Source organism: Phyllobacterium trifolii (assembly GCF_014192095.1).
GTDB lineage: Bacteria > Pseudomonadota > Alphaproteobacteria > Rhizobiales > Rhizobiaceae > Phyllobacterium > Phyllobacterium trifolii.
In genome coordinates, this window is record NZ_JACHXN010000009.1 from 168,125 (window position 1) to 182,219 (window position 14,095).

General features: G+C 55.0%; 14 protein-coding genes and 1 pseudogene. 1 reads left to right on the forward strand and 14 read right to left on the reverse strand.

The annotated features are described in order from the left end of the window. Positions 1-327: 327 nt before the first annotated feature. The 5 genes from FHS21_RS15500 to FHS21_RS15520 all read right to left on the reverse strand — a co-directional run bounded on the left by FHS21_RS15500 (position 328) and on the right by FHS21_RS15520 (position 4,031). Entirely contained in the window at positions 328-1,044 is a 717-nt protein-coding gene (locus FHS21_RS15500) for a CBS domain-containing protein (protein ID WP_183662637.1), read from the reverse strand. A 123-nt stretch (positions 1,045-1,167) separates the two neighbouring features. Continuing rightward, complete coding sequence (locus FHS21_RS15505) at positions 1,168-2,508, reverse strand: sensor histidine kinase (protein ID WP_183662638.1); 1,341 nt, start codon at positions 2,506-2,508, stop codon at positions 1,168-1,170. Next, the gene (locus FHS21_RS15510) at positions 2,508-3,185 is read right to left on the reverse strand and encodes a response regulator transcription factor (protein WP_183662641.1); all 678 of its coding nucleotides are present in this window, start codon (positions 3,183-3,185) and stop codon (positions 2,508-2,510) included. The genes FHS21_RS15505 and FHS21_RS15510 overlap by 1 nt, the downstream gene beginning before the upstream one ends. Positions 3,186-3,191: 6 nt before the next feature. Continuing rightward, a complete protein-coding gene (locus FHS21_RS15515) occupies positions 3,192-3,752 on the reverse strand; it encodes a cytochrome b/b6 domain-containing protein (RefSeq protein WP_183662643.1) in 561 nt (186 codons plus the stop codon). A 6-nt stretch (positions 3,753-3,758) separates the two neighbouring features. Further along, positions 3,759-4,031, reverse strand: a complete 273-nt coding sequence (locus FHS21_RS15520) for a PepSY domain-containing protein (protein WP_183662645.1) — start codon at positions 4,029-4,031, stop codon at positions 3,759-3,761. 246 nt (positions 4,032-4,277) lie between these two features. On the opposite strand from FHS21_RS15520, the gene FHS21_RS15525 reads away from it, so the two are divergent. Further along, the gene (locus FHS21_RS15525) at positions 4,278-4,928 is read left to right on the forward strand and encodes a BON domain-containing protein (RefSeq protein WP_183662647.1); all 651 of its coding nucleotides are present in this window, start codon (positions 4,278-4,280) and stop codon (positions 4,926-4,928) included. A gap of 33 nt (positions 4,929-4,961) precedes the next feature. Here the strand turns inward: FHS21_RS15525 and FHS21_RS15530 are convergent, their stop codons facing one another. The 9 genes and pseudogenes from FHS21_RS15530 to FHS21_RS15570 form a co-directional block, all read right to left on the reverse strand. Then, positions 4,962-6,584, reverse strand: coding sequence for an MBL fold metallo-hydrolase RNA specificity domain-containing protein (locus tag FHS21_RS15530; RefSeq protein ID WP_183662649.1), 1,623 nt, complete (start codon positions 6,582-6,584; stop codon positions 4,962-4,964). Positions 6,585-6,712: 128 nt separating this feature from the next. After that, a pseudogene (locus FHS21_RS15535) lies at positions 6,713-7,447 on the reverse strand (YoaK family protein); the annotation flags it as partial. 24 nt (positions 7,448-7,471) lie between these two features. Further along, positions 7,472-8,125, reverse strand: a complete 654-nt coding sequence (locus FHS21_RS15540; RefSeq protein ID WP_183662651.1) for a helix-turn-helix domain-containing protein — start codon at positions 8,123-8,125, stop codon at positions 7,472-7,474. A gap of 107 nt (positions 8,126-8,232) precedes the next feature. Continuing rightward, a complete protein-coding gene (locus FHS21_RS15545; RefSeq protein ID WP_183662653.1) occupies positions 8,233-8,571 on the reverse strand; it encodes a response regulator in 339 nt (112 codons plus the stop codon). A 124-nt stretch (positions 8,572-8,695) separates the two neighbouring features. Further along, positions 8,696-9,310, reverse strand: coding sequence for a response regulator FixJ (fixJ, locus tag FHS21_RS15550; protein WP_183662768.1), 615 nt, complete (start codon positions 9,308-9,310; stop codon positions 8,696-8,698). Next, the gene (locus tag FHS21_RS15555) at positions 9,306-10,823 is read right to left on the reverse strand and encodes a PAS domain-containing sensor histidine kinase (protein ID WP_183662765.1); all 1,518 of its coding nucleotides are present in this window, start codon (positions 10,821-10,823) and stop codon (positions 9,306-9,308) included. Before FHS21_RS15555 ends, fixJ begins: the two co-directional genes overlap by 5 nt. A 224-nt stretch (positions 10,824-11,047) precedes the next feature. Next, complete coding sequence (locus FHS21_RS15560) at positions 11,048-11,431, reverse strand: SPW repeat protein (RefSeq protein ID WP_183662655.1); 384 nt, start codon at positions 11,429-11,431, stop codon at positions 11,048-11,050. A 238-nt stretch (positions 11,432-11,669) separates the two neighbouring features. Next, positions 11,670-11,822: a cbb3-type cytochrome oxidase assembly protein CcoS gene (ccoS, locus tag FHS21_RS15565; protein ID WP_112531976.1), complete on the reverse strand. Its 153-nt coding sequence runs from the start codon at positions 11,820-11,822 to the stop codon at positions 11,670-11,672. Next, positions 11,819-14,092 (reverse strand): cation-translocating P-type ATPase, encoded by a 2,274-nt coding sequence (locus FHS21_RS15570; RefSeq protein WP_183662657.1) that lies wholly within the window; start codon positions 14,090-14,092, stop codon positions 11,819-11,821. The genes ccoS and FHS21_RS15570 overlap by 4 nt, the downstream gene beginning before the upstream one ends. Positions 14,093-14,095: the final 3 nt, after the last annotated feature.

Consider the following 14,095-nt stretch of genomic DNA (forward strand, 5'->3'; position numbering starts at 1 on the left):
TGGGTCATCCGCCGCGCCAGCATCCTTTAATTTGAAAGCGTTGCTGACATCGGGTGTAATGATCCGCTGACATCACTAGGCATATACATCACCAAGGAGGCAGGGGATCAGGTGGTTCGACGAATCATCCAGCTAGATCTCATCCGGGTGCTCGACTAGCTCCGTATGAGGTCTCCCGACTACCTGGTCAGGCTGGTGTTTGCGCTTGGGAAGGTGCAGCTTCGATGACGGCGGCTATGAAGTGAGTTTGGTTAAAGCAGCAGCCTCACGCTGCCTAGAACGCTGTCCGCTGTTCACTACCATGGGGTATTATCCGGAAATTCGCCTCTAGTGTCGATTTTCAGGTGGTGACATCATCATTCCGGAAATTGGCTCGACCCACGTCATTTGATCGGACACGGATTTCACCCCCGGCACATTCTCAGCTGCAACGCGAGATGCAAGTCTTTCGCGTTCATCAAAAATACAGCCGCTCAACTCGGCGACGCCACCCGTAACGCGGACTTTTATAAAACCATTCCGGCTCCACGTTTGGGCTGCAAGCTCCGCCGCCACGGCTTGCTCGATTGCGGCGTCCGTTACCGGCTTGTGGTTCGGCGAGGGAAGTAAATTTGCCAGCGCCTGCAGAATGTCTGACCGGGTCACGATACCCACCACCTTGCCTTCAACGACAACAGGGAGCCGCTTGATATTGCGTTTGGTCATCGTTTCAATGACGCTTTCGAGAGGTGTCGTTGGCTCTGCTGTAACGACGCTCTCTGACATGATTTCTTCGACCTTGCGTCCATGTGTGTGAACGTATTCGTCTGCAGCCTTTCCAGGGCCGACGAGGAATTCTAGCCAACGGGGCCGTTTGAGTTCGGTTCCGAGTTCCTTTCGGCGCAGAAAATCACCCTCGCTCAAAATTCCGACAATCGATCCGTCGGTTTTCACGACAGGTAGCCCGCTTATTCGACGCACCAGCATCAACCGGGCCGCATCGCGGATCGATGTCGATGGACCGACACTTACTACGGGCGCGGACATCACATCTTGAACGAGCATCATCATCTCCTCGATTTCTATGCAGGAAGGAAGACATAGCAGCCTGCGAAGCGACCGGGTTTGATCGGAGTCAAAGCGTCGATAAAAACTGATTGGCGGATCGACTGATGATCGCTGCGATACTCAGTTGGCTGAACTTCGGCCGGGTATTGGAAAGGAGATGACTGCGTTGCTGCCGTTGCGCGTCTTTTCGAACCGGAATGCGGATCCATGTATCGTTGCAATTCGATCGATGATTTCCAGTCCAATGCCACGCATGTTTGCATCATCGCGCTTGACGGGTGTCTCAGGCCACCGTGGGGGACCAGCATTGTCATGAACGCCGACGGTGCCGTTTTCGCCGACTCGGACTGTAATCAAAGTGCCCGCCTCGGTATGTTTGACGGCATTCTCAATCAAATTCCGCAGTGCGTCCCGTATCAAGCTTCCGATGGCAGGTACGACCAATTGACCGCTTTGCTCGAAAGCAATTGAATGACGCGTCTGATATACCCAAGGCGCAAGACTTTCGATTAGCTCCTCTGCAAGCTCGTTGATGTTTGTCGACTGAAATTGCTTTCGGTCTACTCCGTCCAGATTTCCCAATGCCGACAACTGCTGCACAAACTGCACCAGGTCGTCGAGGTCTTTTTCGGCCTTTCGGGCGCGCGGATGAACTATTCGCTCAAGTTCCAGCTTGATGATCGCCAAGGGGGTTCGAACTTCATGTGCTATGGCGGATGTGAGCAGCTTTTGGCCTTGCATGAGATGGCGGACGCGGGCAAATGCTTCGTTAATCGCCCCGGCAAGTTGCGCCACCTCAAGGGGCATCCCCACGGTGTCAAGTCGTGATTGAGGGTCGGCGGCGTCGATGGCTGCCGCTTCTTTTGCAGCCCGCCGCACTGGACGCAGCGCCGTGGTTATCGACAACAGTGACGCGCCAAGGACAAAGACGACGAGGATACCCATTGGCACAATCATATGATCTGTCACTTCGTTCCACAGGACCGCATTTACCCGTTTGTCGGGATCGCCGAGGGTTGCGATTTCCAAAATGAAAGGTTGGTGCGCGATTTCCACTGTTTCGCCGCCGGCAAGCGTGAGTGGTTTGCCGGGTTCGATAATTCGAAGCCAAAAATCTGGGGTCTTCAAATCGACTGGAAGAAAATGTTGAGTACATTGATCCGTGCAGTTTGAAAACAAGATCCGTCCTGAGCCGTCGCGAATTTGGGCAAAATATCCCGTTGTCTGACTACCATATCGATCAGACAGTTCTGGCGGAAGTTCAAACGTCGGGGACGCACCAAACGTTTCAATACCTTTGGCAAGTTCAGATACCTCTTGTTCGAGCAGCAACCTGCCAAGTTCCTCATCGTTCCAATAGTAATCGGCAAGGACGATCAGCAACTGCGCGAGCATTGCCAGAATAGCAAAAAGTACGATACGTCGGGCCACAATCTGCCCGAGAGGTTGGGACCGCCGCATCAAGGATTGCTTTCACGCAACATATATCCCACGCCTCTGATTGTTTCGACGACAAGACCTGTGTCGACGTATTCCAGTTTCTTCCTCAGCCTGGATATCGCCAGTTCCACTGCGTTCGACGTCCGCTCGTCGCCGAATTCAGAAAACGCGCTTTCCAGTTTTCTTTTGGGAAGGACACGGCCCGCATTGCGCATCAGATGTTCGAGCACTGCGCATTCCCGCGGGGCAAGGGATATTGGTTCGTTGCCGCAATTGACCAATGACGTTGCGAGGTTGAGTGTGAGCCTTCCGAATGCGAGCTCCGGCATCACCGACCGGGGAGGGCGACGCAGCAGGGCTCTCATCCGGGCCAGAAGTTCACCATTGTTGAAAGGTTTGACGAGGTAATCGTCGGCACCTGCGTCGAGACCGACGATCCGCTCATCGATCGTACTTCTCGCTGTCAGTATCAAAACAGGAATTTGGTGTCCCAGCTTACGCAAGGATCCGAGCGTTTCGATACCGTCTTCATCGGGCAATCCGAGATCGAGCAGTACAATATCATAGTCGGCTCCCGACATGGCATGGCGCGCGTCCTCGCCCGTTGCAAATGCATCCACCTGCCAATGCACATCCCGCAGAGTCTCGCTGATCAGCTGGCGCAGGCGCAGGCTATCTTCTATCAGCAGGACCCGCATAGTGCCTCACCGTCGCTTTTTGCCCGTGACCATCGACCAAACCAGATTTTCCCTGAGCCGCCAGCTTTCAACGATTGCGGATGCTGCGTGCAACAACGCCAAAACCATGATCATGTTGCCCAAGAGCGCATGTAGGGATTTGATCAGCTTGTTTCCCCAAAAAACGTCCGTTTCCATCAGCCAGCCAGTCAAACAGCTAAAGGCAAGCAACCCCATGAGCGCAAGCATCATGACTGCTCCCAGCGGGGAATGGCCGATGTGACGGTTGGCCCGGCCCTGCTTTAATTCACCCAGATGCCCGACAATCTTGTTTGGAGTCGGGAAAAACTCCGAGAAACGCGCGTAGCGTGTTCCAACAACGCCCCAAACGAGACGGACGGTCAATACCGCCGCAATGACATATCCCGTCACCCGATGCCAATACTTCCCCTCCTCAAGAATCCAAAGATTGAGGATAACACCACACACAACAATCCAGTGGAAGAGCCGAACAATAGGATCCCATACCTTGAGCGTTGCTCCTGAGGAGGGGCGAGCCCCCTCCACGTCAACCGAGAAGTGGTCCATGATGCGTTATCCGTCGATTTCGGATTTAACAATGTCGCCAGTCATCGGATTGAAATAGACCTCGGCTTTCTTGCCGTTCTTATTCCAACCATAAATCTCATAGCAGCTTCCCGTCGTTTCGAAGGTCTTCACCTTGTAGCCGAGATCGGCGATCTTTTTCTGCATGGCCGTCTCGGACATCCACTTGGCCTTTGGCTCCTTGGTGCATGCAGGGCTTGCCAAGGCAACGGCGGGGGATAACAGAAGGATTGAGAGTGCTGCGACAGTCTGAAGTTTCATAGTTATTTCCTTTGTCGCCGCGTCCGGGAGTGGAGCGGTGATCCGTTCTTAGTTCGAACAAGCTGTCCGTTAGCTGTCGAGAGAATGATTTCCATCCGCCAACTTTCCCAAATAGCCGATCTCGGATAACCAGGACCATTAGTGGTAACGCTGCAGTTACGCTTTGACCTTGATCAATGCCTCTGTTGTTACGCGAGGTGAGAATAGTAACCTCGGCATTGGCCGTTTGCTCAAAGGATCACGACGATGAACGACATGGTTTTGCGACAGAACATCCTTGACGAACTTGAATTCGAACCAAGCCTCAAGGCTGCAAACATCGGCGTCTCAGTCGAAAGTGGAGTCGTCACTTTGACGGGGCATGTTCCCACCTACATCGAAAAGAACACCGCCGCCGACGTTGTCTGCCGCGTCAAGGGAGTTCGCGGGATCGCGCAGGATATGGAAGTGCGTCCTGTCGGCAGCCATCGCACAGCAGACGATGAGATCGCGAAGCGCGCACTGAATATCCTAAGTTGGAGCACCGCCATTCCCGACGGAACTGTCCAAGTGCAAGTTGACAATGGGTGGGTGGTGCTCTCAGGCATCGTTGATTGGAACTATCAGAAAATTGCCGCCACAGAAGCCGTGCGAGCGCTGGCGGGTGTGTTCGACGTCGCCAATAATATCGAGGTCAAACCCCACGTTTCGTCGTTTGATGTCAGGAGACGGATCGAGGACGCGTTGAAGAGAAGCGCGCAGGTCGAACCGTCAGGCATTCGTGTGACGGTCGACGACTCTGGCAAGGTAGTTCTCGAAGGGCATGTTAAGGTTTGGGCGGAACGCAGCGTTGCAGAGCGGGCGGCATGGTCGGCACCCGGCGTCAAAGCGGTCGAGAACTTGCTCACCGTCACCTAATTATGGAGGTTAAGCGGCCAGCACGGCCTCCAGCTACACTCTTTCACCTTCGGGAACAGGGTCCAGCGCACGCCTAAGGCGACGAATTACGGTGGCCCTTCCTTGCTCGTCCGCCTGGTTGCCGACAGCTTGATTGATGTCCAGCAACAAGCGCGAAAGTTCGTTGTGCCAGTCGAGATGCGCTACGTCCGTCGGCATCAAACGGCGTAGGCGGCCCGTTTCGACACGACGGGCTCCGTCCTTTGTCAATTCAAATGCTTCGTCCAGAATGGGATCTATGATCCCCGTCGTGGGCGAGAGCGTAGAGAGACGTTTTTTCAATGCGTTGAGCCCACTTTCTTCACCATGCGTGAGAAAAATCTCATGCCTTATTGGAAAGCGTTTGTGCACCCAGCTTTGGAGTTCCCGCGCGTCCGCATGGCCCGAATAGAGATCGAGCTGACGAATTTGTGCCTTGACCTCTATCTCCTCGCCTTGAATTCTTACACGATTGGCTCCGTCAAGCAGTATCCGTCCCAACGTGCCCTGGGCCTGGAAGCCGACAAGCAGCAACGTAGCTTCCCTACGCCACACGTTGGCCTTGAGGTGATGGCGGATGCGCCCCGCATCACACATGCCACTTGCCGCTATGACGATGAAATTGCCGCTTATCTTATTGATTGCCTTGCTCTGTTCCACTGTCTCCGTGAAATGAACATTGGCAGCAGAAAGGGCCTGCAGGAGAACTTCGCCGTTCTCGATCTCCGCCGCATGGCGCTCAAAAATTTCGGACGCCCGTGTCGCCAGGGGCGAGTCGACGAAAATCGACGTCGTCGGGACGCTTCCGTCTTTCATTAACAAGGACAAGTCCACAAGCAATTCCTGGGTGCGTTCCACCGCGAAGGAGGGGATGATGAGCGGCCCCCCAGCCTCGGCTGCACGCAGCACCTCGTCGTGCAAACTTTGTCGGCGTTGCTTCTCTGAAACATCACCGCGGTCCCGGTCGCCATAGGTGGATTCGCATATAAGGTAATCCAGGTCGACGGGCCCCTCTGGTTCGAACTGCAGGAGCTTATGGTGCGGCCCGATGTCTCCGGAAAAAAGAAGACGGAGTGCACTGCTTTCGCCTCGTTCGATTTCGATCTCGACGGAAGCGGATCCCAAAAGATGGCCGGCGTTCCAGAAGCGAGCTTTAATGCCATCGGCAACCGGAAACCATAGCAGATATTGTTCCGGTCGAAACAATAGCATGCAGGCTGCCGCATCTTCCTGCGTGTAGATCGGAGCAACCATTTCCCTGCCGCGCCGTACATTGCGACGGTTCAACTGCTCGACTTCCATTTCCTGAATATGCGCAGAATCCGGCAACATCACTGAACATAGATCGACCGTCGCCACCGTTGCGAAAATATGTCCTATGAAGCCCTGCTTGACGAGCTTCGGCAACAGGCCACTGTGGTCTATGTGAGCATGTGTAACAATGACGGCGTCTATTGACGTGGGTTCAAAAGGGAATGGCTCATAGTTGAGCGCGCGCTCCGATTTCGAACCTTGAAACATCCCGCAGTCGACCAGGATACGCGTTTCTTCTGTTTCAATTTCAAAACAGGAGCCTGTCACTCCGTGTGCCGCTCCATGGAAGTACAGTCTGGGATATAGCATTGCGTTAGCTTCCATCTGGGTTGGGAGAAAAATCGAGCCCTGAATTGGTGAGACTTTCTATCCAGTAACCCTGAAGCGCATTGATCCGGGTCAAACCGAGATGGACACGACATTCACCGCGCCATAGTTTTACTCAGCGTTGTTTTCACATCGTCGCAGAATGGCACAGCCGCAGCGACCAGGAGGACAAGGGCTAGAAATATTGTTGCGCCAAAGCCGGCAAATCTGAACCCCACTGCGCCAACGATGCCCCCGGCAAAGAACAGGAATACCAGCGATGCGTGGACCTTCAGTTTCGCGCGGTCTGCGCGGACCATGGGTCCGGCAGTGTCGTCGCGCGCTATATTCCAATAGAAAAGCTTCCCCAATTCAATTCCCATATCTGTCGTCATGCCCGTAACGTGGGTCGTCCGAATTCGAGCGTTGGAAAGTTTGGTGATCACGGCGTTTTGCAGGCCCATGATGAAGCATAGGAGCATGACGGTCGCGGGAACAAACAGCCATTCACGCCGGGAAAGGTTGCTGCCCATCAGGCCAAAGCAAAGCAGCAGAAAGGCCTCGATCATGATCGGAAAAGCGTATTCGCTTTGCAGTGATTGTCGCCGGCACCAATTGACGAGGATAGCCGAAACGGCCGCGCCTGCGACGAACGAGGCAAACGCGGCCAATCCGGAGAGTGCAAATTTGACATCACCCAACGCAAAGCTATCGGCCATCGACGACACGATGCCCGACATGTGTGAGGTGTACTGTTGTACTGCCAGAAAACCTCCGGCATTCGCCGCACCCGCGACAAAAGTCAAAATGTAGGCCAAGTGGCGGTCGGCAGGGTCGCTTCTTACCCGTCCCGTCAGCCCTCGCAGATAATTTCTCATGATTTGGCCGCGAGCTCTAAGGATGCGCTACTCGCTCATTGCCTGCAGCGCGTTCCACTTTTTGATCTCGGCGCTTCGCAACGTTGGAAGGGCGATGATTCCCTTGTCTTTCAACTTTGAAAATACCCGGGACACAGTTTCGATGGTTAGACCAAGATAGTCGCCTATGTCCATGCGTGACATGGGAAGCTCCACCTGTTCCAATCCACCCTGACGTTCCGCCAGGTCGAGGAGGAAAGCAGCCACACGCTCGGCCGCCGTCTGACGGCCGAGCACGAGCAAATGCTCCTGTGCACGCGTAAGACTGCGCAATGTCAATGCGAACAGTTCCTGGGAGATGTCGCCGAACTTCGAGCGCGGAAATAACCGGAGGCTTGTGCCGGTTATCGCTTCTGCAAAGAAATGGTGGTTTGCATCGGCTTCGAGACCGAAGACTTCGCCGGACAGATAAAATGCGCTGATCTGCCTCCGACCGTCGGCGAGTAACCGATAGACACGGACAGCACCAAACTCCACCTGGTAGATGTTGCGCGCCTTTTCGCCTTGGGCGTAAATCTCGGAGCCCGGAGCAAAGAACGAAATCTGTTGCGGATGAGCTTGACCGAACGGCGCCGGAACGGGTTGATCGATCCCATCTGATCCGAGTCGCGGTGACATTTGGATAGTGGTGTAGGCCAGCATGACGATCTCCCATTCGATTTGGTGGGACAACACTGGCTGATATCATCATGCTCCGAAATTCGTTTATGTACCTACGTGTTCCTACGTAGATGGAGCTTGGCCCTTTGCTAGCCGATCAATCGGATCGCCCTTATTAACGCGTTGCCCAAGAGGGGCTTTCGAAGCACCTTGACGCCGAGCGCATCGGGTATGCCTCGAGAGTGGTCCACCAGCAGTAAGACGGGCTTGTGGAATCCTCGCACCACGGTCATCGCTAGTGGGTCGTTAAAAAGTGCTTCTTCGTCTAAGACGACGCAACTCGCCGCGGCGGTACTCGGCGATGCAAGGGCAGCGTTCACGCCGTCGAACGAGACAACCGCAAAGCTTTCAACCTCGAGCGCAAACTCAAGCGACCGTCGCAACCCATAGTCGGGGACAACAACAACGACTTGGAATGAATTGGACAATCAGCATTTCCTCTAAGCGTGACCGAACGATCGGTGGGCGGCAAAATAGCCTAGATAGCTTGATTGTGTTTTCAAGAGTGCGCATTGCGCTAGGTCAAATCAGCGGATGGACCGCATTGAATAGTCAGCCGATGTCGAGCTTCGCATTGAGCGCCATTCGCACAAGTTCCGGTAAGCTCCTTGCGTTCATTTTTGCCATTACGTTGGCACGATGGACCTCAACCGTACGTGGACTGATATTCAGATCATAGGCGATGGTTTTGTTGGCAAGACCTGCCACCACGCCTGAAAGGACTTGCCTTTCGCGTTCGGTCAACTCCTCCAACCGCGCCTGGATGGCCGAAGCGTCTTCCAATTCATCGGCAGTGTCCGTTAATTGTGCCGCCGCCCGCTTTATCGCTTCAATCAAAACTTCGTCTTCAAATGGCTTTTCTATGAAGTCCAAAGCCCCGGCCTTCATGGCTTCTACGGCCATCGGCACGTCTCCATGCCCCGTTATAACGATAGAGGGAATACGAAGGTCGGCCGTTTTCAAGTTGCGCAACAATTCCACGCCACTCATGTCTGGCATTCGCAAATCTGTCACCAGGCAGCCATTGCGGATTGTCGGTGCGGTGGCAAGAAATCCTGTCGCCGACTCGTGCACGCGAACGGTGAAGCCGGACATGGTCAGCAAGAACGCGAGAGACTTTCTGACCGCCTCTTCATCGTCCACAATGTGGACAGTGTAGTCGTCAATCGCCATTTGGGTGCTTATCCTCAATTGCCGGAAGCGTGAAGCGGAATGTGGTACCCCCGCTCTCGTTCTTCTTTACCGTTATGCCACCGCCATGTGACTCGACAATCCGCTTGGAAATCGACAACCCGACCCCCATGCCGCCAGGTTTGGTGGTCATGAAGGGCTTGAATAATTGCGCGGCGATCTCATCGGGAATGCCGGCTCCAGTATCGGCAACGTCGACCACGACCCACCTATTCTCGTCCAAACTCGTTTGCACAAGCAGTTCACGTTTTTCAGTGTCTCGCATCGCTTCCATGGCATTGCGCATCAGGTTGATCAAGACCTGTTGGATTTGCACGCCGTCAACCATGACAAACTTGGCGTCGGGGCCAAACTCGAACACGGACCTCACACCGCGTTCGCGCGACCCCACGAGCGCCAGAGCGCCAGCTTCCTCGACCAGCTTGCGGATGTCTTCCTGGGCCTTGTCAGTTTCGCCGCGTGTCACGAATTCCCTTAGATGCCTGATAATTTGGCCCGCATGTAAGGCTTGCCTCGAGGTCTCTTCCAATGCCTCGCGCATTTTCGATGCGAGGGCATCGTCCATGTCGCGCAACAGTCGTGTGCACCCCTGGGCATAGTTGGCTATGGCAGATAGCGGCTGGTTGAGTTCATGGGCCAGCGTCGAAGCCATTTCCCCCAGCTCGTTAAGTCGCGCCAGCCGCGCCAGCTCGCCCTGGATTTCCTGCAGCCGCGCTGCGGATTCTTCGCGCTCCGTTAGGTCCCGAATAAATCCGGTGAAGAAGACCTTGTCTCTGGTCTTTATCTCTCCGACTGCAAGTTTCATCGGAAAGGTCGAACCATCCTTGCGTTTGCCGACGACGACGCGATCGATGCCTATGATGCGTTTTTCGCCGGTTTTCAAATACCTGCTTATGTAACCGTCGTGCTCCTGCTGGTACGGCTCTGGCATCAAGATCCGGACATTCCGGCCGACAACCTCGGCCTCGGTGTAGCCGAACTGCCGAACGGCTGCCGCGTTGAATGACCTGATTGTTCCATCCTTTTCAATGACGACCGTCGCATCGAGCACTGTATCCAGGATCGACCGGAGATGCGCTTCCCGAGCGTCAAGGTCGCTTACCGTCTTGTCGGTGACCCGCCGCGCGTGATGAAGCAGTCCTCCCATCCAGGCGATCACCAGGCCGATGACAATCAGAATGCCAAATTCCATCACGTTTTGCGAATGACTAAACTGCACTCCGCCCAAGTACAGCGACGAGATCAAGGAGAAACAGACGGCTGCCAACCCTGGTCCAATTCCTCCGGCGATAGACGCTATGAGAATTGAAGGAATGAACAGAATAAAAATAGCGCGATCCTGAAGAAGATCCTGCATTGCCAATCGGAACAGCAAAGCGGCCAAGACTGCTGCAGCCGCCAGGATATAACCTTTCACCCCCTCAAAACGGGAGGAGAGGACGGCTTGGAGGAACCGTCCCCGAACGCCGGGTATGTCACGTGCGGGCATGGCTGTGTCGCGGTTCCAGATGGAGTTCGTGTTCAAAATTTTCTACCAACACACAGCAATAAAAATTCAAAGGTTTCAATCACAAACATTACCTGTCAGTTGGGCGGCGACCGTTTCTCCAGAATACTTCGTGTGCGCGGACCTGTCTGTGACTTCCCGGCTTTTGTTTCAGTCAGGTGCTGCAAAGGCTTTGCCGAAGAAGCGGCTTTCTTGGCAGAACTGAGTTACCGCCGATATCGAGCCCGCCTTCGCGTTCTAACAAACGGTTCGTGTTCATCGGAAATCACCGAAAGAGCCAGCGCGGCAATGGCGATGCCGGCTGTCCAAGCGTTAACTCGGGCGGAGAATATTCCTGCGAATGCAAGAAGCCACGGAGACGCTGCGAGCCAGATTCCGATAATGACCTGAGCCCACTTTTGCCACAAGCGATCATTGATCACCGTGAGGACGCTGACCGCGAAGACGGCGGTACCACTTGATATGAAATTCCAGGAGATCCAGGAAATTTTGCCGGGGGAGGGCAAGTCGTAACCAAGGACGAAAGGGGAGATAACCAGCCACAAACCAAGGATGGCTACGCAGCAATCTTGCCAGCGGAATCTGCTCATTTTATATTCTCCTACGAGCGCCAGTGTATTGCGATCACATTAGCGATGGTGAAATTCATCACATTGCGTTGGATCAAATTCGAACTGGGTTCCCACTCATAGGACATATTGACGGATTGGTTTCGCCACTGCCCGGCTATCCTTGCCACTCAAGTCATATCAAGCTTGACCGCCGGATTTGGACTGCTACTGGGCCCACAGGCAGATTGCCACATGTACTTACGGCGATCTCTGGTCGCTATTGGGAAGGCATATCGTCGTCATATAAAATGCGCTCGGATGCGCCGTCCAAGTCTTCGTACTGTCCGTTCTTCAGGGACCAAAGAAACAGAACCAGCCCTGCCAGACCGAGTGCAAGCGATATAGGAATCAAGTAAAAGAAATCGCTCATTTTGCCACTCCCTCCAACGGCAACTTGAAGCCCAACGGCTTTGTCTTTCCCTGCATCGGCTCACCTTTGAGCCTGAGGGCGTTGACCACAACCACTATGGACGACAGGGACATGGCAATCGCCGCGACAAAGGGAGTTGCGTGACCGAGAATTGCGACAGGCAGCGCCACGACGTTGTAGCCGATGGCGATGACGAAGTTCTGCCGGATCAATTTGCCTGCATCCCGTGCGATCCGATAGGCAAGAAACACGGTTTCGAGGCTGTCTTGAAGAAAAACAAAGTCGGCATTGTTGCGACCAACGTCGGCGGCGGTTGCCGGGGCCATGGATACATGCGCTGCCATGAGAGCGGGCGCATCATTTAAGCCGTCACCGACCATCAGGACCTTGCGGCCCTGCTTTGTCAGCATTCTTATGCGTTCAAGTTTCCCGCCCGGCAGGATGCCTGCCGTGTAATTCGGAATGCCGAGCTGATCAGCAATTTCACGCACCGCGGGTTCGCTGTCGCCGGATATTATCTCCATAACAATTCCGGCCTGACGCAATTTCTCGACGAGGGAATGCGCACCTGGCCGGAGCCTGTCGGACAAAACGAACGACGCGAGCTTTCGCCCATCGCAAGAAAATACCGTTTCGGCCGGAATTTGCACCCCATCGTCCTTACGGGCGAACGCCGCACGCCCGAGCCGATAGACCTTGCCTTGAGAAATGCCTTCCAGTCCGAGGCCGGGAAATTCCTGTACTTGGTCAAAGTGAGACCCGGAATGGGCCGCTGCGTGTGGTGCGGCAGCGTGAATTGCCCGTGCGCTCGGATGGCGTGAATGGGAAGCAAGCTCCGCAGCCATGGAGAGGGCCCTGGGATCAATCTCGTCGATATTCGTGACCTGCATTTGCCCCAGCGTGAGCGTCCCCGTCTTGTCGAAGACGACGGTGTCGATCTCATTGAGGCGTTCCATAGCCGATCCGTCTTTGACCATGATCCTGCTTTCGAAGAGCCGGCGCGCAGCCATGACCTGGACCATCGGCACCGCAAGACCGAGGGCGCAAGGGCAGGTGATGATCAAAACAGCAATGGCGACTGTCGCGGCCTGATGCACATCGCCTTGAAAAATCATCCAGCCCACGAAGCTGAGGAGCGACGTCAAGTGAACCGCCGGCGCGTAGAGACGGGAAGCACGGTCGGCAATATGCCGATAAACCGACTTGCCGGATTCGGCGGCTTCCATCAGCCGTATCATTTCGGCGAGAAATGAATCATCGGCAACAGCTGTGGCAACAACCACCAGCGATCCAGTGATATTCAATGTTCCGGCCTGCAGGGCTGCACCCGATTCGACTGGGCGTGGGGCGCTTTCGCCCGTCACGAGCGAGAAGTCTATGTCGGAGATACCGCGCTCAACTGCGCAATCGACAGGAACGCGTTCGCCGGCTGTAATCAACAGACGCGTCCCCGGTCTGATCTGTTTCAACGCAAGATAGTCATATTCGCCGTCAGCATTGATCGTCATCGCACCCCGAGGCGATAGCTGTGCAAGTCCTTTTACTGCCGTCCGTGTCCGCTCGCGCATCACGTAATCCAGCGTACGCCCGATCAGCAGGAAGAACACCAATGACGTTGCGGCATCGAAATAGGCGTGCTCGTAGCCATGATAGGTGTCGTAGAGGCTCAGTGCGAAGGCCGCGGCAATCCCGATGGAAATCGGCACGTCCATATTGGTTTGTCCGTACCGGAGCGCGCGCCAGGCCGATTGGTAAAACAGCCGTCCGGAATAGATAAGCGCGGGCAGGGCTATGCTGGCACAAATCCAATGAAGGATGTTTCGGGTGGAACCTTCTGCACCAGCCCAGACGGAAACTGACAAGGACATGATGTTCATGGAGGCAAATGCAGCAACTGCCAGGGCCCTGAGCATCCTGGGAAGCTCGCCGTCAGGCGTGGCGGCTTCGGTGGGATCAAAGAGATGCCCATCATAGCCAAGCTGCTTAAGCGCGCCGATCGCATCGGGAGGAGTCCCCTGGTCCAACCAGCGCAACGCCAAACGTTTGCTCGACAGATTGACCCGCACGTTCTGCACGCCGTCAAGCTTTGCCAGTCCCCGCTCGATCTTGTTGATGCAGCCGCCGCAGTGGATCGAGGGGACAGAGATTTCCGTCTGCAGGATGCCGTCGCCAATGCTCCGGCTTGCCAGTCTGAATTCTGCGGCCGACGGGGTTGGCTGGCGAAAGGCATCGGCGGAGACGATTACGGTTGTGGGCGTACAGCAGGTCATATC